Genomic DNA, 20,455 nt, shown 5'->3' on the forward strand with positions numbered 1-20,455 from the left:
TTAGGGTTAATAAATTATAAGGATTGTAATTGATTTTGATACATTTTTTCGTTGTGCTCTTTTAAATCGGGTGTAATTTTGTTCCATTCGTCATACATCGCTCTAAGGTAAATTTGACGAAGTTTTGGAGCATTTTTAATAACGAATTGTCTCTGCTCTTCGAGATTATCCATTTTTGCCTGAATTTCGCCTAAAACTTTTTTATCAGATTCGTGAATTTTACTCAGGCTTAGTTCATGACGCTGATGGTACAATTCACGTTCTTTATTGTTTTCATTTTCAAATTCTTCATACAAATGCACTGTTCTTTGTTCTGCCAATTCTCTGGCAATATTCTGTAGATTTTTTCCTTGTGTGCTTGGCGCAAAGGTATTTTGTGTTTTGCAGTACGGACATGAAATATAAGTTTCGATTAAAAATATTTTTTCGATTTTAATATTACCTCCGCATTGTGTACAGCTGAATTTGTCTTTTATAGTTTCAAATTCATCAAGAATTTTTTTGTACTCAATTTCAAGATCCCGTTCCTGAGTTTTGTCAATTTGTTTTCTCCAATAATCGTATTTATCATCAAAATCGTTGTAACGATCCGAACACGCGCTTCTAAAATCAGATAATAAATCGTGGTTTTTATCTAAAACAGAAATTCTGGAGTTGAGATCGTAATAAATGCTGTCTATTTTTTCTTCATAAGTATCTCTGGCCTTTTCTCTAATGTTGTTTAACTGACCGTTTACGCCCGAATACACTCTGTGAAAAGTTCTTTTGTAGATATCTTCATCTTCTTGCAAAAGCTGTTTCAATTCTGGAATGGCCGCTTCTGCCAGTTCTTCCATTTTTGCTTCGAGTTTTTCTAAAAAGGCAAACCATCTTTGCTGTGATTCCTGAAGCTCTGCATACCATTCCGGAAATGTTTGGCTGTTTCCTTCGTTTTCTTTGTCTTTTGATTTATTGAATAATCCGAACACGTTATCTAATTGTTTAAATTGAATTATCGTCTTTTTTAATATAAACTCCGTCTGTAAGTTTTACGCTTAAAAACTCAAATCTGCAATACGCGCAATGGGTTAAGCCGTCTTGTTTTGCTCTTCCGGCACCACAGTTAGGGCAGTCTTTAGCGTTCATTTTAGCTTCGGTAATTTCGATTTCGCCTCCATAGTTGGTTTGTTTTTGTGCATTTTCTTTGAGTCTGCTCAAAAACGAATTGACTTTTTTCTCTTCCATTACAATTGATTTAATAGTTCGGTTTTCTTGTTTTTGAATTCGTCTTCGTCAATTAAACCGGCATCAAATAAAGATTTTAGTTTTTGAAGTTTAGAGGTTAAATCGTCTGCGGTTTCTAGTTTTGGAGTTTCTTTATTTTGCTGTAATTGGTTTAAAAGAATTCCCATGCTTAAGGCATTTTGCGTTGCATCATGGAGCGCAGTTCCTTTGTCGCCAATGGCGGCCGCAGTATTAAACTTGGTAAATTTATCCATATCGGTTACCATATTCATATTGGTAATTTTATCATAATGTGCCGTAACTTCTTCCGGTAAGGTTACGCTTGTAATGACGAATTGGGTTAATTCAATTCCGAATTGCTCAAAATAGGGTTTAAGATAAGGTTCAATTTTTTTTCCTAATTGTGTAATGTTTCCTGCAACGTCTGTAACGGTTATATTTTCGTTTGCGAGAACTTCTCCAAATTTTGGTGCAACAAAATCTCTCAGCTGATTTTGTAATTCAAAAATCGTAAGCTGTTTATAAGTTCCGGCATATTGGCGGAAGAATTTTGCGACATCGACAATTTTGATATCAAAACTTCCGAAAGCGCGAATTCTGATTTGTCCAAATTGTGGATCGTTCATCAAAATAGGAGCGGGAGTTCCCCATTTATTATTGATGAATTGGTGTGTATTGAAAAAATAAACATCGACTTTAAACGGACTTTCGAAACCGTATTTCCAACCTTTCAGCCTGCTTAAAACAGGAATATTTTCTGTAGATAAGGTGTGAAGTCCGGGAGAAAAAACATCTGCAAGCTGACCTTCATTTAAAAGCATAACGTGCTGGCTTTCACGAACGGTTAATTTTGCTCCGTTTTTGATTTCTTTATCTTCATCATAAAATTTCCACATCAGTAAATTAGGATCACTTGTTGCGGCTTCGATTATTTCGATAAAAGGTAGTTTCATGAATTCTTATTTGTAAGAAATAAAAATAAGAATTATAAGACGATGGTCATACTTTTTTATATCAAGTTTTTAACAACTTTTTGTTTGTTAAGTTTTAAGACTTGTATTGTGGTTTTGAATTGGTGTTTGGAAAAAAGATGATTTATTATTTTTGGGTGGTAATGATAAGTCTGTTTTTCTTTTGCTCGACAATTACAACGCCGCCTTTTTTAAATCCAAGATTTTCAAGCCATTTGCCTTCTGGTTTAATTGATGGAATGGTAATGTTTTTGTACATTCTTTTTTGATATTTAGGATGAATTTTAAGTTTTCCAGAATCTTTCATTGTTGTTATTTTTTAAGACAAAGTATTGTCATTTCGACCGAAGGGAGAAATCGCACTCGTTTATCGATAAAGATTAGCGACTTGCTTTGTGGAGTTTCTTGTGAAGATTTCTCCCTTCGGTCGAAATGACAAAAACTATCTTGTTTTGTAATAACCAATGTCTAACGAATAGTTGAGAATGTTGTCAACTTAAAAGTTTACAAGTAAGAATTTTATTAATAATTTTTAATATGCAGGAATAATAAAACGACTTGTTTTCACAAAGTTGGTTGATGTATCATAATTGCGTATAATTTATCTTTTGAAAAACTACTGTGCGTGAAGGATGGGAGCGGCATCCTTTTATGGCGGGGTTCGCCATAAAAGATACAGCGGACAGCCTGACCCGGAGGGACACGCCATAAAAAATGACTTGTTTTCACAAATCTGATTTTAAGACAAAGATTGGGGATTTGCTTTGTGGATATATGAGTGCGATTTCTCCCTTCGGTCGAAATGACAGAATAAAAAAATCCGATCTGTTTTCACAAATCGGATTTTTAAATTGAAGATTATATATAACCGTAAACGGTATATTTTTACAAGTGAATTACTTCGCCGTAAGCATCAGCAACCGCTTCCATAACAGCCTCGCTCATTGTTGGGTGAGGGTGGATAGATTTAAGGATTTCATGACCTGTAGTTTCTAGTTTACGAGCTACAACTGCCTCAGCAATCATATCTGTAACACCAGCACCAATCATATGGCATCCTAACCATTCTCCGTATTTAGCATCGAAGATTACTTTTACGAATCCGTCAGCAGCACCGGCAGCTTTTGCTTTTCCAGAAGCTGAGAATGGGAATTTACCAATTTTTAATTCGTAACCTTTTTCTTTTGCTTGTTTTTCAGTTAAACCTACAGAAGCGATTTCTGGAGTTGCATAAGTACAACCCGGAACGTTTCCGTAATCGATTGGATCTACGTGTAAACCGGCAATTTTCTCTACACAGTTAATTCCTTCAGCAGAAGCTACGTGAGCTAAAGCTTGTCCCGGAGTAACGTCTCCAATTGCGTAGTATCCCGGAATGTTAGTTGCGTTGTAAGCGTTTACTAAGATTTTATCTCTGTCAACAGCGATTCCAACTTCTTCTAAACCAATGTTTTCGATGTTTGTTTTAATTCCAACTGCCGAAAGTACAATGTCAGCTTCAAGAATTTCTTCTCCTTTTGCTGTTTTTACAGTGGCTTTAACTCCGTTTCCTGTAGTGTCGATTTTTTCTACAGAAGAGTTTGTCATGATTTTTACTCCTGCTTTTTTCATAGAACGTTCCATTTGCTTAGAAATGTCTTCGTCTTCAACAGGAACAATGTTTGGCATAAATTCTACAATAGTAACTTCTGTTCCCATTGAGTTGTAGAAGTGAGCGAACTCAACTCCAATTGCTCCAGAACCTACAATGATCATAGATTTTGGCTGTGTTGGTAATGTCATTGCCTGACGGTATCCAATTACTTTTACACCATCTTGAGGTAAGTTTGGTAACTCGCGAGAACGAGCTCCAGTTGCGATGAGAATGTGGTCAGCGCTGTATTCAGTAACTTTATTGTCTTTATCAGTAACGTCAAGTTTTTTTCCTGGTTTTAGTTTTCCAAAACCTTCGATAACGTCAATTTTGTTTTTTTTCATTAAGAATTGAACTCCTTTGCTCATTCCGTCAGCAACACTACGGCTGCGTTGAACTACTGCAGGGAAATCTTTATCGAATTCAGAAACTTTTAATCCGTAGTCAGAAGCGTGTTTTAAATAATCAAAAACCTGAGCAGATTTTAGTAATGCTTTTGTTGGGATACATCCCCAGTTTAAACATACACCACCAAGATTTTCTTTTTCAACTACAGCTACTTTAAAGCCCAATTGTGAAGCTCTAATTGCTGTTACATATCCGCCAGGACCACTTCCTAAAACAATAACGTCGTATTTCATTTTTTTGGTTTTTAATATTAACTATCGAAAATGAAGTTTATATTTTCCGAAACTCATTTTTCGATTATTCTTTGTTATTTGTGCTTGCGAATTTAAGGATTTATTTTAAAAAATTGTAAGTTGTAAAAAGGTAAAATGTGAAAATGTGAAAAAGTGAGTTGTAAATTGGAAGAGATTTAAAAAATAAAAGGTAAAATGTGAAATTTTGATTTAAATAATCTAACATTTCACATTTTACCTTTTACCTTTCACATTTTACAAGAAAATTAAACCTTAACGTGTCCCCAGTTTTCACCGCTGGCAATTCTGCGGATCTGCATTTCGCTTACTCCAAATTGTTTGGCGATCATTTTTAGACGCGTTTTTTGTTCTGGTCTTGCTAATATTTTTTTAATTAACATGACTTTTGTTGTGGTCAGTTTTCTTCCGTCGGCTTTTAAGTTGTGTTCGATCAGGTTTTTCTTAGCCTGAATTACACGCGGACTCTTGCGGCTGTGTGCCATCATTTCTTGTTTGGTTGCCCAGCGTAAATTGCTTATATCATCGTTGCTTCGGTTGTAATCCAGATGCAGGACATATGTTTGTTCCTCAGAATCTTTGGGAATAAAATATTGGGCAACTAATTTGTAGAGAAATAAATATTTGTTAATGATTTTATCGTCTTTTTTGACTTTAAATCTAAAGGTTGGGTACCCATCGCTTAAACCGCCTTTTAAGATGCGGCCGTTTTCAATTTCGTCAGTAAAGCTTATAAGTCTTCCTCTGTTTGAAATGGCATATTTAAGTTGTAATGAGGCGTTTATTTCTATTTCTTTGAATACTTCGTTAGGGTAAAATCTATTATGTGGCATTTTTCTTTTTCATTTAAATTTTGTCTCTCAAAGATAAAGAATTCCAAAATGAAGAATGCTATAATGCTGGTAATGAACCGTCAATTTTATGATTCTTATAACGCTATTTTAACGTTTTAAAATGCTTTTGACAGTTTTTAGGCAGATTTTAATTCACAAATTGTGAATAGTTCAGTTTTTTAATTTTCGGCGAAAGCCAAAAATTAAGAAAAATTGGATCTAAAATTATTGATTTAGCCAGCTTTTGAAATTGTTTATTTCTTTTTTACTGATCATAATCGGATCATTTTCGACTGCAGGAACGGTTAGGATTAATTCGATTTTTTGGTTCGAATGTTTTATTACTTCTTTTATAATATTTCGGTTTACGATATATTTTCTATTGACTTTGAAAAAAGTAAACGGATCGAGGCTGTTTATAATGTCTGTAAGGGTATTGTTGTACAAATAACTGTTTCCGGATTTTACGTAGATAAATAGATGTTTTCCAGACGCGGCAAAATAGGTGATTTCGGACTCGTTTACCGAAATTAGCTTATAGCCGTGGTTTACGAGAAAATGACGCTGTATTTTGCTTGTTTCGGGATTTTCTAATGCAACTAGTGACTGCAGTGTATTATCGGCATTAAAACTGTCTTTTATTTTTTTGAATTTGAATAAGGCTTCTAACAATTCTTGTTCTTCAAATGGTTTTAAAAGATAATCTATTGTAAAGTGTTTAAAGACCGAAATGGCATAAGAATCATAAGCGGTAACAAAGATAACAGGGCAGGAGATAGTGGCTTTCTCAAAAATTTCAAGACTTTTTCCGTCGCCAAGGTGAATGTCCATAAAAGCGAGATCGACATTGTTTTGTTTAAAAAAGTCAACGGCTTCTTTTACAGATTTTAAAACTGTAATTTCTGCAATCTGTAAAATTTCCTGCTGTTCTAAAATTGATTTTAGATAACTGGAAGCAAGATATTCGTCTTCGACAATGGCAATTCTCATTTTCCTTTTATGGTAAAGTTAAAACGTTTCATTTTTAAGAGAGAAACTCTTAAAGATTTTGCAAATATAATTGTCTCTGCTTTTTTTGCAATAGGTTTTTAATTTTGTTTTAATTTTTGTTGTGATTAAAATATACTTTTTGTGTAAAAAGCAAAAAAGGCCCAGTTTTGCAACTGGACCTTTTTCAAAAAAACAATAGGTAACTTATAGATTGGGATTGTTTAATCTCGCGCCTGCTGGGTAAGCAATTGTATATCGCGGATCATTTTGTATCAAAGTTCCTTCTTCTTCATTGAAAGAGTGAACGATTTCTTTTTGAGTTGTTCTTCTTAAGTCGAACCAACGCTGCCCTTCAACTGCAAACTCACGTTGTCTTTCTGCTAAAATGAATGTTGTTAAATCAGCAGCAGTCATTGCTGTTACATCGCTTTCTAGTTGTGTAAATCCAGCTGGTGTATATCTGTTTTTGATGAAAGTTAAAACAGTTGTTTTAGCATCAGCAAGATTATCTAATTTTAATAATGTCTCAGCTTTTATTAAATACAATTCAGAAGTTCTGAAGCTGCATTTTTGCTCATCATCAACACCTTTTTGAATTCTAACACGGCTTCCGCTTCCTGTAAAGTAAAGAGGGTAACGTAAATCTGTAGTTTTGTTGTAAGCTCCAAGTAAAACTGCTGATGCAAATGAAGTTCCTTTAAGACCAGTTGAATACATATCTTCAAGAGCTAAAATAGATTCTTTTGAGTCGTATTTGTTTGCTAAAACAGGAGTTGCTTTTAAATCAACTAAATTACTGTTAATTGCCAATGCTTTGTTAGCAGCATCAAGAGATTTCTGCCATTTTTGCTGGTATAAGTAAATACGGCTTTCTAAACTGTATAATGAAACTTTAGAAAAACGGTAGTTGATTCCTTTTGTTTGAGTTTCTAAATTAATTAACTGACCCGCTTTTTCTACGTCAGAAATAGCCTGATTGTAAATTACTTCAACACTTTGTGGAAGGTACGCCTGCTCTAAATCAATCTGCAACGCTAAAGGAACTCCTTTATCTGAAGCAGCAGTTGAAGCGTTATATGGTTTTCCAAAAAGGTTAATTAAATCGAAATAAGCCATTGCTCTTAATGCATATGCTTCTCCAACTAATTGGTCTTTCTGTGCTGAGGCTGATAATTTTCCGTTAGCATCATTGATTATAACATTTGTATAAAAAATTACATTGTATAAAGCCTGATACTGAAAAGGAGTTGTAAAGCTGTCTGGATTAGCGTCTTTCCAAAAATAAACATCTTTAAAAAGATTAAGCTCACTGCTGTCTTCATTCAATGTCAATTCGTCAGTACGAACTGCAGTTAAAGATTTGTGTCTTGGATAAACAGAGTATCCTTTAGTTAATACTGCGCGATATTGATCAAGTGTTTCCGGAATAACTCGCCCAATAGGCTGAACGTCCAGATAATCATCACAGCTTGTTACAGCAATTGCAGCAACAAAAAGTAGAATATATTTTGAGATTTTTTTCATCTTTAATTTTATTAGAAAGTTACATTACATCCTAAGGTAAATGACTTAGGAACTGGTTGTGCATAAATATTTCCAAAAGTTTCCGGGTCAAAGTAACCTTTGTAATCAGAGCTTACTACGAATAAGTTTCTTGCTTCAACATTTAATCTAATGCTTGAGATGTTAATATGATCTGTAAAAGCTTTAGGGAATGTATAACCTAAACGCACACTGCTTAATCTCATATAACTCATCTCACTAGCCCATGTATCTAAATAGTTCATTGTAGTTATTGGATTTCTTCCAGAAAAATATTGGTATGCCATCCAAGAATCTCCTGTACCAGAAGTCTGGCTTGTAATTCCAGGTAAATTAGAAGATGTGTTCGTTGGAGACCAAGCATCTAAGATATCTTTGCTGTAATTTTGTCCTCTATCTACTTGTGTACCGTTGTAGGGAGGAGTTCTTGTTACTGTTTGTTTTATGTTAAAAGAAGCTGCAATTGTAAGGTCAAAATTACTCACTTTAAATGTATTGGTAATACCTCCTGTAAACTTAGGGTCTCTGTCTCCTAAATAAACAAATAAGTCTCTAAATTCAGCTGCTGATAATTTTGTATCAGAGAATTCTCCCGGGAAAAAATCTGCCCATACATCATATAATCCAAAGAAAGTCTGTGCGTTTACAGTTTCTCCTTTTTTATTTACAAATAACGGGTAGCCATTTTCATCGATACCGTTTGTTTTAAATCCAAATACTGCATTTACAGCATGACCTTCCTGATTTGGTAAGTAACTGTTATCTCTTACTTGCAAACGATCTACATTACTCTTATTGTGAGAGAAGTTAATGCTTGTATTCCACTTAAAGTTTGGGCGGTCAATATTTTTTGTAGACAAAGTTATTTCATAACCTTTATTACTTACCTGTGCCCAGTTCATATTAGTATATTCAAAACCATTTTCTAATGGCAATGATCTTAAGCCAATTAAGTCAGTACTTTTTCTTCCGTATAAATCAGTAACAATGCTGATACGGTTATTAAACAATCCAATGTCAGCTCCAATGTTAGTATTGCTGGTTTTTTCCCAACGTAATTTATCATTTGGAGGACTTTCTACAGTAATTACCGGTTCTGCCTGACCTGGAAGAATAATAGCTGTGTTGTTACTTCCTACTACGTAAGGAGAAGTATTTTTGTCGATGTTACCTTGTAAACCGTAAGAAGCACGAAGTCTTAAATTAGATAATGTTAAGTTATCTTTTAAGAAATTCTCTTCAGATACTGCCCATGAAGCAGATGTTGACCAAAGTGGTAAATATTTGTATTTTGGATCTACACCAAATAAATCTGAGCCATCGTATCTAACACTTCCAAAAACACTATACTTTTTGTTGTATGTATAAGAAGCTGTTGCAAAGAATGAAGCAAAAGCACTTTCATTTTTTGATTTAGAGTATGCTTTCCAATCTGCTTCTTTTGCAAAACCAGCGTTAGGGAAAATAATTTGCTGATTCGTTAAATTATTCTCATCAAAACCAAAACCTTTAGTTGAAACTAAGGTTGTATAATTTCTTCTTAATTCGTTACCAACCATTGCTTCAATTTCGTGTTTTTCTCCTAAAGTTTTAGAATAATTCACCATTGTTTTCAAGTTGTACTGAAAGAAATCTGTGTTTGCGTTTTGTATAACTCCACCAACTGGAAGAAAATAATTTTGCGCTCCACCGCTAAAATAGCTTGATTTTTCTCTTAAGTTTCTAGTGAAATAAGTGTCTTTACCAGCAAATTTTTCGCTTGATGTATTGTCTAATTGTAAACCTAATTGTGATGTTACTTTTAAATCTTTAGTAACTTTATATTCAGCATCTAATAAAGCTTTTACAGCTCTTGTTTTTAATTCATGAGAAGTGTTTTCTCTTTCTTCCAAGAAATTAAAAGGTACTTTACGATCTGAATATCCAACGATATCAGCATCATATTTATAACTTCCATCTTCGTTGTATGGAGTTAAATATGGATTTACGTTTCTAGAATAAGTAGAAGGACTCGTAAATGCATAAGAATCTACTAGGTAAGATGAAGTTTTGTTTTCAGAACCAAAAAGAGAAACACCTACTTTAAATTTATCTGTAATTTCGTAGTTATTTTTCAATGTTACGTTGTAACGTTTGAAACCAGTTCCAATAGTTGTCCCTTTTTCATCATAGTATCCTAAAGAGAAATAGTAATCTGATTTTTCACCACCACCAGATAAACTTAAACCGTGCTGTGTATTAATAGCAGTTTGGTATAATAAGTTACCCCAGTTTGTGTTGTTGTTTCTTAAAGAATTTATCGATTGTTGTGTTTCAGGGCTTAAAGAAGAGAATCCGCCGTTTCTGAATGCATTCAATTGATTTGTTCCGTTTAAGATACGCATAATATCTCCGCCATCAGCTCTGTATGTTAAATCTTCACGTCCAGCAAGACCAAGTTCGAAATCAACTTTTTCGTTTGAATTCATTAAGTTTAATTTAGAAAACTCAGGTCTTTGTGTAATAAAGGTATTTGTGTTAAAGTTAACAACCATTTTACCAGCTTTACCTTTTTTAGTTGTAACCACAATTACACCATTTGCTGCACGAGCACCGTAAATAGCTGTTGCAGCAGCATCTTTTAAGATTGTAATATCTTTAATATCATCTGGGTTTAAACCAGCGATAGAATAGTTGTTTAATACATCGATGTTATCCTTATCGAAGTTTTTAGGAACATCATTGCTTTCTAATGGTAAACCATCCAATACCCATAAAGGATCTTGTGCACCGTTTAGAGAAGCTGTACCCCTGATTCTAATTTTAGCAGGTGCTCCAGGTGCTCCAGATGGAGTACTTACAGCAACACCGGCAATTTGTCCAACTAATAATTGGTCAATGCTCGAAACCCCTGTCTGCTGGATTGCAGCCATGTCGATTTTGGTAACCGCTGCAGTAAGTTTTCTTTTCTCGATTTTTTGGTAACCAGTTACTACAACCTCCTGAAGTTTTGCTGTTTCAGATTTTAAGTTAATTGTATAATTTTTTTGACCGTCTAATTCAAGAGTATACGATTTGTATCCCATGAAAACAACTCTCAATGAAGTAACATTTTTTGCGATCTTCAAAGTAAATTTACCATCGAAATCTGTAGTAGTTCCAATAGCTTCACTTTGAATAATACCTGCCATAGCAGTTTTGTTTGAGATGGAATTATTCTCAACAAAGATAGACGCACCAGGAATTGGCGACAAGTCTGCTTCATCTTGAATGATCCCCGTAATAGTTCGGGTTTCCTGCGAGTATCCTGCGATGGCCAGGAACAGCAGTAAGGCATGTAGAATTTTTTTCATGTTTTGGGTTTGTAATTATTAAAAGGTTGTATTATTCAGGGCTTTTTCGATTCGTTGTGTTAAATCGCGGTAATGGTTTTGGGTCGATTGATCTCCGGTGCTCTTTTTTAGTTTTAACAACTGAAGCACTTTTGATAATTCTCCTTTTTTATCAGACGTTACTTCTGTAACTCTTTTTAAAAAATAGTTATTAATGTTTCTTGCCGTATGTGCATCATCTATAGAACATAAATGAGGCATTTGTAATGTTTCTTGTATTTCGATTGTTTTTTTAGCATCCGTTTTTTCAAATAATTTATTTGTCGAAACAATTAAAACATCTACATAATTCTTTTGTGTCATACGCTCCAGAATAGTAAGTGATTTGTTTTGGATAGTTCCTGCAAATACACTTTGGTGTATTTTTTTAAACAATTCATTTACGGTAAAAACCTTCTCATTGGTTTTATTTCGCTGGTATAATTCATTTTCTGTCATTCGGAGCAAACGGTCATCGTATAATAAACTATACATAAGATCGTATTGTAATTCTCTTGCCAGCGTGTATGGCGTGTACTCATAAGGTCCAATAGGAGAATCTTTCAGCGGATTTGTTTTGTCTAAAATGTCATTGAAAAACAACCACTGCGGAATCGTAATTACATTTTTAACTAAATAATCAGCTGCTTTTTTCTGCATTGCTGCAGGAACAGGAACATAGCTTTGTTTGTTATCACCGTGAACCGTTGTATTTAAATAAACACCGCCAACATTAGCCACTACATGACCATTGTACATGTGCCATTGTCCGATAGTTCCAATATACAGTTTGCCAGTTTCATGGTAAGACTGATCTTTATCGTATGTCCAGTTTAAGATATTATCTACAACACGTTTTAAGTTTTTTAAACCGTATTCGCTAGCTTTTACAGCATCATTTCCTAAATCTTCAGACTGTGAACGAGGATCAATTGCAGGGCCAAATTGCTGCTCGCCGTAAAAATAAATCGGGTCGTTTTGATGTTTTGCAATAGCTTCGTTTAGTCTTGCCGTTTCATTTTCGTTTGGACCATACCATCTGTAACCCCATTCGATTGCGTATTTGTCGTACTCACCAATTTTTGGAGTAATAACCGTTACGTTATCTTCCGGTTGTGCTACATAATTGTAACGTGCATAATCCATGATAGAAGGAGCAGTACCGCCCATTTTTGCTGTGAATTCTTTAGATCTTAAAGATTCTACATCATAAGCATAAGAAGAACCCATGTTATGTTTTAGACCAAAAGTATGGCCTACCTCATGAGACGATACAAAACGAATTGCTTCTCCCATGTGTTCATCGCTGAATTTATTTCCGCGTGCTTTTGGATCAATCGGTCCAGTCTGAATACGCATCCAGCTTTGAAGCGAAGTCATTACATTATGCCACCAGATAATGTCGGCCTCGATAATTTCACCGCTTCTTGGATCAACCACAGAGGGTCCCATTGCGTTTGATTTTGGAGATGCGGCATACGTAATAACAGAATAACGCACATCATCAATATCAAAATCTAAATCTTGTTCAGTAGGTTCTTTTGCAATAACGGCATTTTTAAATCCGGCTTTTTCAAAAGCTGCCTGCCAATCGTGTACCCCATCAATTATATTCTTTCTCCATTGTTTTGGAGTAGAAGGATCGATGTAATAAACGATTGGTTTTTTCGGCTCTACTAATTCACCTTTCAAATAACGTTCTTCATCTTCTTTCTTTGGTTCTAAACGCCAGCGGGTAATCAATTCTTTTTCAAGCATTGCCTGCTGTGCATCGGCAAAATACCAATGCTTTTCAGTAAAAAATCCAATTCTTTTGTCAGAAAAACGAGGTTTCATTGGGGTTTTATCCAATAAAATAATATTAGTTGTCACACCAAGCGTAATCGGTACTGCAGCACCTCCGTCGCTAAGTGAAGTTGTCATCTGTGATTTTACAACAATGTTTTTAGGGAAAGATTTTAATCCCTCAATATAGGATAAATCAGATTTTACAGAACCGTTTAAGCCAATGTTGCCCATTACATCATTAAAGCTTTTTTGTTTTCCGTCAAAAATCTTGTTTACTTTAATTACAACCGAAGTCGAATCGTTGTTCTTAGTTTCAATATCAAAAACTTCGATAATCGATTCAGAGAAATTGTCAATAACAGAAGCTGTGATAGCATCTTCTTTAGGAGAAGAAACCTTAGGCTGATATGTCTTTACCCAGACTTTCTTTGCAATTGTATCTTTATAAAAGGAAATAACTTTATTCTCATAATTCATTCCTTTATTTAATCCAGCTTCGTTAATATCATAAGGAACCTGAGATAATTTGTTTACAATTAGAAATTCTCTTTTAAACAAACTATCCTGAATTTCAAAATATACATCGGTTTTAACCTGAATGATATTGAATAGTCCTTTTTTAACAGTTCCCTTTTTTATAAGGTCACTATATTTTTTGCCTTTTTTGGCGTCAGTAGAATCTTTTTTTACAATTTCACTTTCTGTTTCTTTTTTCTTTTTCTTTTGAGAAAGAACTGTAACAGGAATGAATAATAATAAAATTAGTAAGCAGAATAATTTTACATTATGCAGGAATGCCTTTTCCTTCATTTTGATGTTAAGTTAAAGTTAATTTTCGTCGAAACTATTCGATTTTAGTTCAGAAAAAAAACAAAACGGAGTGAATGGCTTTTTTTTAGGAGTGAATAGATATTAATGGCAGAATACATACGAATTTGCCGTCTTTTTCTGAGGTTGTTAAATTGGTTCTGGAGTAGAAATTATAGATGCTCGTAAGATATTTTAACCCAAAATTTGTGCTGGGTTCACTGTGTGTCTTTTTTTGAAGATTATTAGTAATTATTACCTGATCTTTTTGAACCAGAATTTGAGTTGTCAGCGGATTTTCGTGCGTTGCCCTATTGTGCTTAATAGCATTTTCGACCACAACCTGAAATGCCAGATACGGAAGATATTTATCAAGAGCTCCTTCATCTTCTATTTTTATAGAAAAGAATAATTCTTCCTTAAAACGAGTCTGCTGTAAAAAGATATATTTTTCAATAAATAATAATTCGTCTTTAAGTGATACAATATTTTTTTCCGGCGGATCAATTAAATAACGATAAATACGCGAAAGATTCAAAGTGAATTTCTGCGCTGTTTTTACATCGGTTCCCACTAACATATAAAGTGAGTTGAGCGAATTAAACAGAAAGTGCGGATTAATCTGTTCCTTTAAATGCTGGAGCTGAATAAGTGCTTTCTCTTTGATGATTTTTTCATTCTCTACAAGAAGCCTGTTTTTTTCTTTAATGGCAATTCCTTTCTCTTTATAAGCACGTCTGTTGGCATACGAAAATAAATAGAAAATCAGCAAAAGCATTACCGTTGTTATCGAATAAATCCAGGTTGAATATTTTTCAATTAACGCTGTATTTTCGTTAATAATATTTTTGGGGAAATTAACACATACAAACCAACATGAATTTTTAAGATCTAGTTTTTTTGTAAATCTGATTACATCCAGTTTTAGATATTCAGACATAGTGACTCTTTTTACATAATCCTGCTTTTTAGGAAATATCGTGTCAATCGCACGGGTAGAAGAAATCTCATAAATATTTTTTCCTATAAAATTCGATTCGGGGTGATAAATACATCTTCCTGATTTATCAAAAATAAAAGCATAATTATTAGTCGATTTGATATCTACAGTAGAAAAATAATCAACAAGTTTTTTTAAGTTGATGTCGTAACCATAACGTACTACTGTGTTTTTTGAAATGAGTTTAAAATAAATTCTCCAAACCCATTCCTTTCCCTGCGGAATAATAACACTGATATGATCCTGATCTTTATTTTTTTTGATAAAATCTTCGGCATTTTTTTTTACGGCATCAGAAACAGAATCGGTTCCAAACTGAATTTTATTATCATTTATCTGAAACCAATTATCGGCTATCAATAAATTGGTATTTTGAACCGAAGACAAAACACGAAGGTTCGAAGCTAAATTATCGAGGTTGCTTATTTTTAAAACATGCTTTATTCTGTTTTCCTGTTCCAGAAATTTCGAGAATTCCTGCAAAAAAAATTCCTGCTTTTTAATAAAGTTACGCTGTGCTGATTCTTCATTCGCTTTTTCGGTAAGATCAGTAATCAAATTACTCAATATATATACAGAAGAAACAGTAATGAGAATAGTGACACCTATATAAATTAAAAAGGCGCGTCGGGATGTTATTTTTTTTAATCTAAATTTCAAAGAAGTATCAGTAATTTAATTCGCAACCGAGAATTGAGAATCGTATAAGTTTTTATAATACCCATCAGTTTTCATTAATAATTCCTGATGCGTTCCTTGTTCCACAATCAAACCTTTATCCATTACCACAATTTTATCAGCATTTACGATGGTTGCCAAACGATGCGCAATAATAATAGAAGTTCTTCCTTTTGTAATCGTTTCTGTCGCACGCTGAATCAATTCTTCGGAATAGCTGTCGATTGACGAAGTTGCTTCATCCAAAATCAAAATACTTGGATTACTGACATACGAACGTAAAAAAGCAATCAGCTGTCTTTGTCCAGACGACAGCATCACGCCGCGTTCCTTAACATCAAAATCATAATTATCCGGAAGACTCATGATAAAATCGTGAACACCAATTTTCTTTGCGGCATCCAAAACTTTTTCGCGGGTAATTTCTGGATTATGAAGTGTAATATTATTGTAAATCGTATCGGCAAATAAAAAGACATCCTGTAAAACCACAGCAATTTGTTTTCGAAGTGAAGCCAAAGTATAATTCTCAATATTTTCTCCATCAATACAAATCGTTCCGCTGCTAATTTCATAAAAACGATTCAGCAAATTAATAATAGTCGATTTTCCAGCTCCTGTTGAACCAACAATGGCAACGGTTTGTCCTGCATTTACAGATAAATCAATACCTTTTATAACTTCTTCTTCGGGAATATAACTAAAACGAACTTGTTTAAAATCGATAGTTCCGTTAAAAACCGGAGCTTCAATTGTACCTGTATCCTGAATGTGATCCTGAGTATCGATAATGTCAAAAACACGATTTGCAGCAATCATTCCCAGCTGCATTTCGTTGAATTTATCTGCAATCTGCCTTAACGGATTAAAAAGCATTCCGATAAACATTGTATAAGAAAACAAATCTCCAAAGGTGGTAAAGTTATCACCATTTAAAATTTTAAACCCTCCAATAACCACAACCAGGCCTAAAGTAATCGACGAAATAATATCGGCAATAGGGAAGAAGATCGAGTTGTACAAAATGGTTTTAATCCAGGCAACTCTGTGTTTGTCATTTATAACCCTGAAATTTTCGGCTTCAATTTTTTCACGATTAAAAAGCTGTACGATTTTCATTCCCGTTACGCGTTCCTGAACAAACGAGTTCATATTAGCAATCTGCGTACGAACTTCCTCAAAAGCGATTTGCATTTTACGCTGAAAAATTCGGGTAATATAAACCAGAAGAGGCATCGCAACAACTACAATCCAGGTCAGCTGCCAATTCATATAAAACATGAAAATCAAAACCACAAGCATTTTCATCAAATCACTTATAATCATAAACAATCCCTGACTGAAAATACGAGCAATCGATTCAATATCCGAAACTGATCTGGTAACCAATTGCCCTACCGGAACCAAATCGAAATACTTCATCCTAAAGCTTAAAATGTGTTTAAAAAGCTTGGTTCTAATATCTTTTACAATATCCTGCCCGAGCCAGTTGGCCCAAAAGACAAAGTAAAACTGAGAAAAAACTTCCATTACCAAAACAGCACCCATTAAAATAATATACAACAGTAAACCCGTTTTATCGTGCGTTTTAATATAGCCGTCGACCGTTTGTTTTAATAAGTAAGGTCTCAGTGCGGCAAAAATGGAGAGTGAAACCGCAAAAATAATAACGCCGTAATAACGCCATTTATAGGGTTTCGTATATTTTAAAATTCGTTTAAATAAACCGGTATCAAATGCTTTTGCTTTCATTTATTTTTTAAGCTTTAAGCTTTATGCAATAAGCTTTAGGCGCAAAGTATAAAGCTTATTGCCTACAGCCTACAGCTTAAAGCTATAGGTAATCGTAATAAATTTTGGTTAAATACAAACCATGCGCCGGAACCGAAAATCCAGCTTTTTTTCTGTTTTTACTGGCAATAATATTTTCAAAATCAGCCAGAGTGATTTTGTGTAATCCTATATTAATTAAAGTTCCTACAATTGCCCGAACCATGTTTCGTAAAAAACGATTCGCCGAAATTGTAAAAACGAGTTTGTTGTTTTCATGTTTCCAATATGCCTCAAAAATCGTGCAGTCAAAAGTATTAACATCTGTATTTACTTTTGAGAAACACTGAAAATCGATATGGTTTAACAAGATCTTTGCAGCTTCGTTCATTAAATCAATATCTAATTTTTGATTTACATACCAGCTTAATCCCTCTAAAAACGGATTTTTTATCGTATTAATATGATATTCGTATGTTCTTTTTGTCGCATCAAATCTACAATGCGCATCATCATGAACCGAAATTAAATTGTAAACCGCAATGTCTTTAGGTAAATACGAATTCAGTTTATGAACCAAAACAGGAATATCAATTGATTTTTCTAAATCAAAATGACCATACATTTCCTCGGCATGAACACCAGTATCTGTTCTTCCGGCGCCCATAACATTTATGGTCGAATTTAATAAAACCGAAAGCGCTTTATTTAAAGTTTCCTGAACTGATGAAGCATTAGGTTGAAACTGCCAGCCATGATAGTGAGTTCCGTTATAAGCAAAATGAATAAAATATCTCATGTGAGGGACAGAGGTTTTGAAGTGCAAAGGTACGAAAAAAAGTGGCTAAGGTTCTAAGATACTAAGAGGCTGAGTTTTTTTTAAGGTTCTGAAGTGAAAAGTTTTTTTAGGATGATTATCATACGATGTAATTTATAGACGCGCACAGCAGTGCATCTAATATCCAAATAGTAAATAAATATAAAAGAGAATTGAGACGCGTTATAATGTTTTTCTACAAGAAAAACCTTTGTACCTTTGCATCTGTCAACCTTTGCACCTCAATAGAAAATTGAAAAAAATCCTCCTGCTTTCCGATACGCACTCTCATATTGATGATACTATTTTAAAATATGTCGCTCAGGCCGATGAAGTTTGGCATGCAGGTGATATTGGCGATTTAAATGTAACTGATACAATAAAAAAGCTAAAACCGCTGCGATGTGTTTATGGAAATATTGATGATGCAAAAGCGAGATTGGAATTTCCATTACATAATAGGTTCATGTGCGAAAATGTTTCGGTATGGATTACACATATTGGCGGTTATCCAGGAAAATACAATCCTGCGATTAGGGAAGAAATGGCTTCGAATCCACCTAAATTATTCATCTGCGGACATTCGCATATTTTAAAAGTGATGTTTGATAAAAAGAATAATCTATTACATATGAATCCAGGTGCGGCAGGGAAAAGTGGTTTTCACCAAATGCGGACTATGCTTCGTTTTGTAATAGAAGAGGATAAAATAAAAGATCTGGAGATTATAGAAATTGGTAAAAAATAAAATTACAAAATTGGAACTTTTATTTTAATAGAAGTTCCTGTATTTTCATTCGCTCTGGAAATAATAGAAAAATTACCTTTTAATTTTTTAATTCTCACTCTGATTCGGTTTAAACCAAAACCTTCAATTTCGTTAAGTTTTTCTGCATCAAAGCCCTTTCCGTTATCGTGAATTATAATGATTAAATGATTGTTATTTTCGTGCAGTGAAATTTGAGCTTTTTGTGCTTCACTGTGTTTTATAATATTGCTTAGCAGCTCTGAGACAATAAAATAAAGTTTCGTTTCAAATTTTTCAGAATATCGGGTATCTGTTGAAACTGAACTTGAAAATTTAAACTGAATACTCGAATTAGAATTTCTTTCGCACAAATCTTCCAAAGCATAAATTAAACCGAAACGAACCAAAAGAGTAGGAACGAGGTCATGTGATATATCGCGTAAAAGGTCGTGGGCTTCGGCCAGAATAGTTTTTGCTTTTTGAATTTCTTCAGATTGGATGTTGTTTTTTGTTGTAAAAACATTTAGATGCAGTCCGGCCGAAGATAATAGCGAATTTATATTATCATGCAAAAAGGAAGCAATCTTTTTTTGTTCTGTTTCCTGACTGTCAATTCCTGCATTTATTACATTTAAAAGTATTTTCTGCTTAGTGTCTTTACGTTTAATTTTCTGTTTTAATCGGTTATTTTGATATGCATAATAAATAAGGAAAAATAATAAAACAACTAAAATTAAAGACAAACTAATCAGTTTTTTATTTAGTAATTGTTCTTGCTTAATGTTCTTAGAAACAGCTGTTTTTTTTGAGGTTTCAATAGAGGATGCTTCTCTTTTTTCAGAAGGAGCAGGCTTTTGGCCAAAAACCATATTTTCTGTCGATATAAAGAAAAAAGCTACTATTAGAATTCTAATAAAAAACATATGTTTTGTTTGATTTTAAGTATTTCGTAAATTGAATTACTAATTGATTAAATGATTTTTTAAAGCATATTTTACAAGCCCGATTGTGTTTTTTATATTGAGTTTTTTCATAATGTTTTTTCGGTGCGTTTCAACAGTATTTATGCTGATAAAAAGTTTTTCACTTATCTCTTTTCCGCTGTATTCCAGACAGATCAGTGTTGTAATTTCAATTTCCCTTGGACTTAAAATGGGGTTTTCGATATAAACATTCTGATTTAGTTTTGGATTGTTTTGAGAAAACATACTAAAAATTTTTTCTCTTACTGCATCCGAAAAGTATTCCTGTCCTTCATTAACAGCTTCAATAGCTTCGATTATATTTTCGCCGGCACACTTTTTAGTCAAATATCCTTTAGCGCCTAATTTCATTACTTCTTTAATGATCTTAAGATCATCATAACTCGATAAAATAATCACTTTACAAGGAAGCCCTTTTTGATTAAATTCTTTTAAAACTTCAATGCCGTCTTTTACAGGCATGCTGATGTCCAGAACTAAAATATCGGCCTGATTTTGAATTACATCATCGTATATAGTTGTACCATTCAATGAACTGCCCACAATCTCAAAGTTTGAAACCGTCTGCAGTAAATTGCTCAGTCCGTCAATAAGCACCTGATGATCATCGGCAAGATGTATTTTTATTTTATTCATAAATGGTTTTTGTGCAAAACGCAAAT

The 20,455-nt window shown here is 33.7% G+C and carries 16 protein-coding genes; 1 reads left to right on the forward strand and 15 read right to left on the reverse strand.

Annotated features, from left to right (window positions below; genetic code table 11):
* Positions 1–14 precede the first annotated feature (14 nt).
* The 13 genes from L1276_RS20300 to truA all read right to left on the reverse strand — a co-directional run bounded on the left by L1276_RS20300 (position 15) and on the right by truA (position 18,044).
* Positions 15–968, reverse strand: a complete 954-nt coding sequence (locus L1276_RS20300; protein ID WP_253791068.1) for a hypothetical protein — start codon at positions 966–968, stop codon at positions 15–17.
* Between the two features lie 13 nt (positions 969–981).
* Positions 982–1,224 carry a hypothetical protein gene (locus tag L1276_RS20305; protein WP_253791069.1) on the reverse strand — a complete coding sequence of 81 codons (243 nt, stop codon included), beginning with the start codon at positions 1,222–1,224 and terminating at the stop codon, positions 982–984.
* Entirely contained in the window at positions 1,224–2,177 is a 954-nt protein-coding gene (locus L1276_RS20310; protein ID WP_253791070.1) for an SPFH domain-containing protein, read from the reverse strand. Before L1276_RS20310 ends, L1276_RS20305 begins: the two co-directional genes overlap by 1 nt.
* Positions 2,178–2,322: 145 nt before the next feature.
* Positions 2,323–2,502, reverse strand: coding sequence for a type I toxin-antitoxin system SymE family toxin (locus L1276_RS20315; protein ID WP_253791071.1), 180 nt, complete (start codon positions 2,500–2,502; stop codon positions 2,323–2,325).
* 578 nt (positions 2,503–3,080) lie between these two features.
* A complete protein-coding gene (gene lpdA, locus L1276_RS20320; RefSeq protein ID WP_253791072.1) occupies positions 3,081–4,469 on the reverse strand; it encodes a dihydrolipoyl dehydrogenase in 1,389 nt (462 codons plus the stop codon).
* Positions 4,470–4,735: 266 nt separating this feature from the next.
* Positions 4,736–5,320 carry an HNH endonuclease gene (locus tag L1276_RS20325; protein WP_253791073.1) on the reverse strand — a complete coding sequence of 195 codons (585 nt, stop codon included), beginning with the start codon at positions 5,318–5,320 and terminating at the stop codon, positions 4,736–4,738.
* Between the two features lie 225 nt (positions 5,321–5,545).
* On the reverse strand, positions 5,546–6,310 hold the full coding sequence (locus L1276_RS20330; RefSeq protein WP_253791074.1) for a LytTR family DNA-binding domain-containing protein: 765 nt from the start codon (positions 6,308–6,310) through the stop codon (positions 5,546–5,548).
* A 204-nt stretch (positions 6,311–6,514) separates the two neighbouring features.
* Positions 6,515–7,834, reverse strand: coding sequence for a RagB/SusD family nutrient uptake outer membrane protein (locus tag L1276_RS20335; protein WP_253791075.1), 1,320 nt, complete (start codon positions 7,832–7,834; stop codon positions 6,515–6,517).
* A gap of 11 nt (positions 7,835–7,845) precedes the next feature.
* Entirely contained in the window at positions 7,846–11,184 is a 3,339-nt protein-coding gene (locus tag L1276_RS20340; protein WP_253791077.1) for a SusC/RagA family TonB-linked outer membrane protein, read from the reverse strand.
* Positions 11,185–11,202: 18 nt separating this feature from the next.
* Positions 11,203–13,800: a zinc-dependent metalloprotease gene (locus L1276_RS20345; RefSeq protein ID WP_253791079.1), complete on the reverse strand. Its 2,598-nt coding sequence runs from the start codon at positions 13,798–13,800 to the stop codon at positions 11,203–11,205.
* A gap of 85 nt (positions 13,801–13,885) precedes the next feature.
* Complete coding sequence (locus L1276_RS20350) at positions 13,886–15,457, reverse strand: histidine kinase (RefSeq protein WP_253791081.1); 1,572 nt, start codon at positions 15,455–15,457, stop codon at positions 13,886–13,888.
* 15 nt (positions 15,458–15,472) lie between these two features.
* The gene (locus L1276_RS20355) at positions 15,473–17,227 is read right to left on the reverse strand and encodes an ABC transporter ATP-binding protein (protein ID WP_253791083.1); all 1,755 of its coding nucleotides are present in this window, start codon (positions 17,225–17,227) and stop codon (positions 15,473–15,475) included.
* An 82-nt stretch (positions 17,228–17,309) separates the two neighbouring features.
* On the reverse strand, positions 17,310–18,044 hold the full coding sequence (gene truA / locus L1276_RS20360) for a tRNA pseudouridine(38-40) synthase TruA (RefSeq protein ID WP_253791085.1): 735 nt from the start codon (positions 18,042–18,044) through the stop codon (positions 17,310–17,312).
* Positions 18,045–18,315: 271 nt separating this feature from the next.
* Between truA and L1276_RS20365 the strand changes: the two genes are divergently transcribed.
* The gene (locus L1276_RS20365; protein WP_253791087.1) at positions 18,316–18,810 is read left to right on the forward strand and encodes a metallophosphoesterase; all 495 of its coding nucleotides are present in this window, start codon (positions 18,316–18,318) and stop codon (positions 18,808–18,810) included.
* 2 nt (positions 18,811–18,812) lie between these two features.
* On the opposite strand, the gene L1276_RS20370 is transcribed toward L1276_RS20365, so the two are convergent.
* A complete protein-coding gene (locus L1276_RS20370) occupies positions 18,813–19,733 on the reverse strand; it encodes a sensor histidine kinase (protein ID WP_253791089.1) in 921 nt (306 codons plus the stop codon).
* A gap of 39 nt (positions 19,734–19,772) precedes the next feature.
* On the reverse strand, positions 19,773–20,429 hold the full coding sequence (locus L1276_RS20375) for a response regulator transcription factor (RefSeq protein WP_253791092.1): 657 nt from the start codon (positions 20,427–20,429) through the stop codon (positions 19,773–19,775).
* Positions 20,430–20,455 lie beyond the last annotated feature (26 nt).

The organism is Flavobacterium sp. HSC-32F16 (assembly GCF_024171645.1).
Taxonomy (GTDB): domain Bacteria; phylum Bacteroidota; class Bacteroidia; order Flavobacteriales; family Flavobacteriaceae; genus Flavobacterium.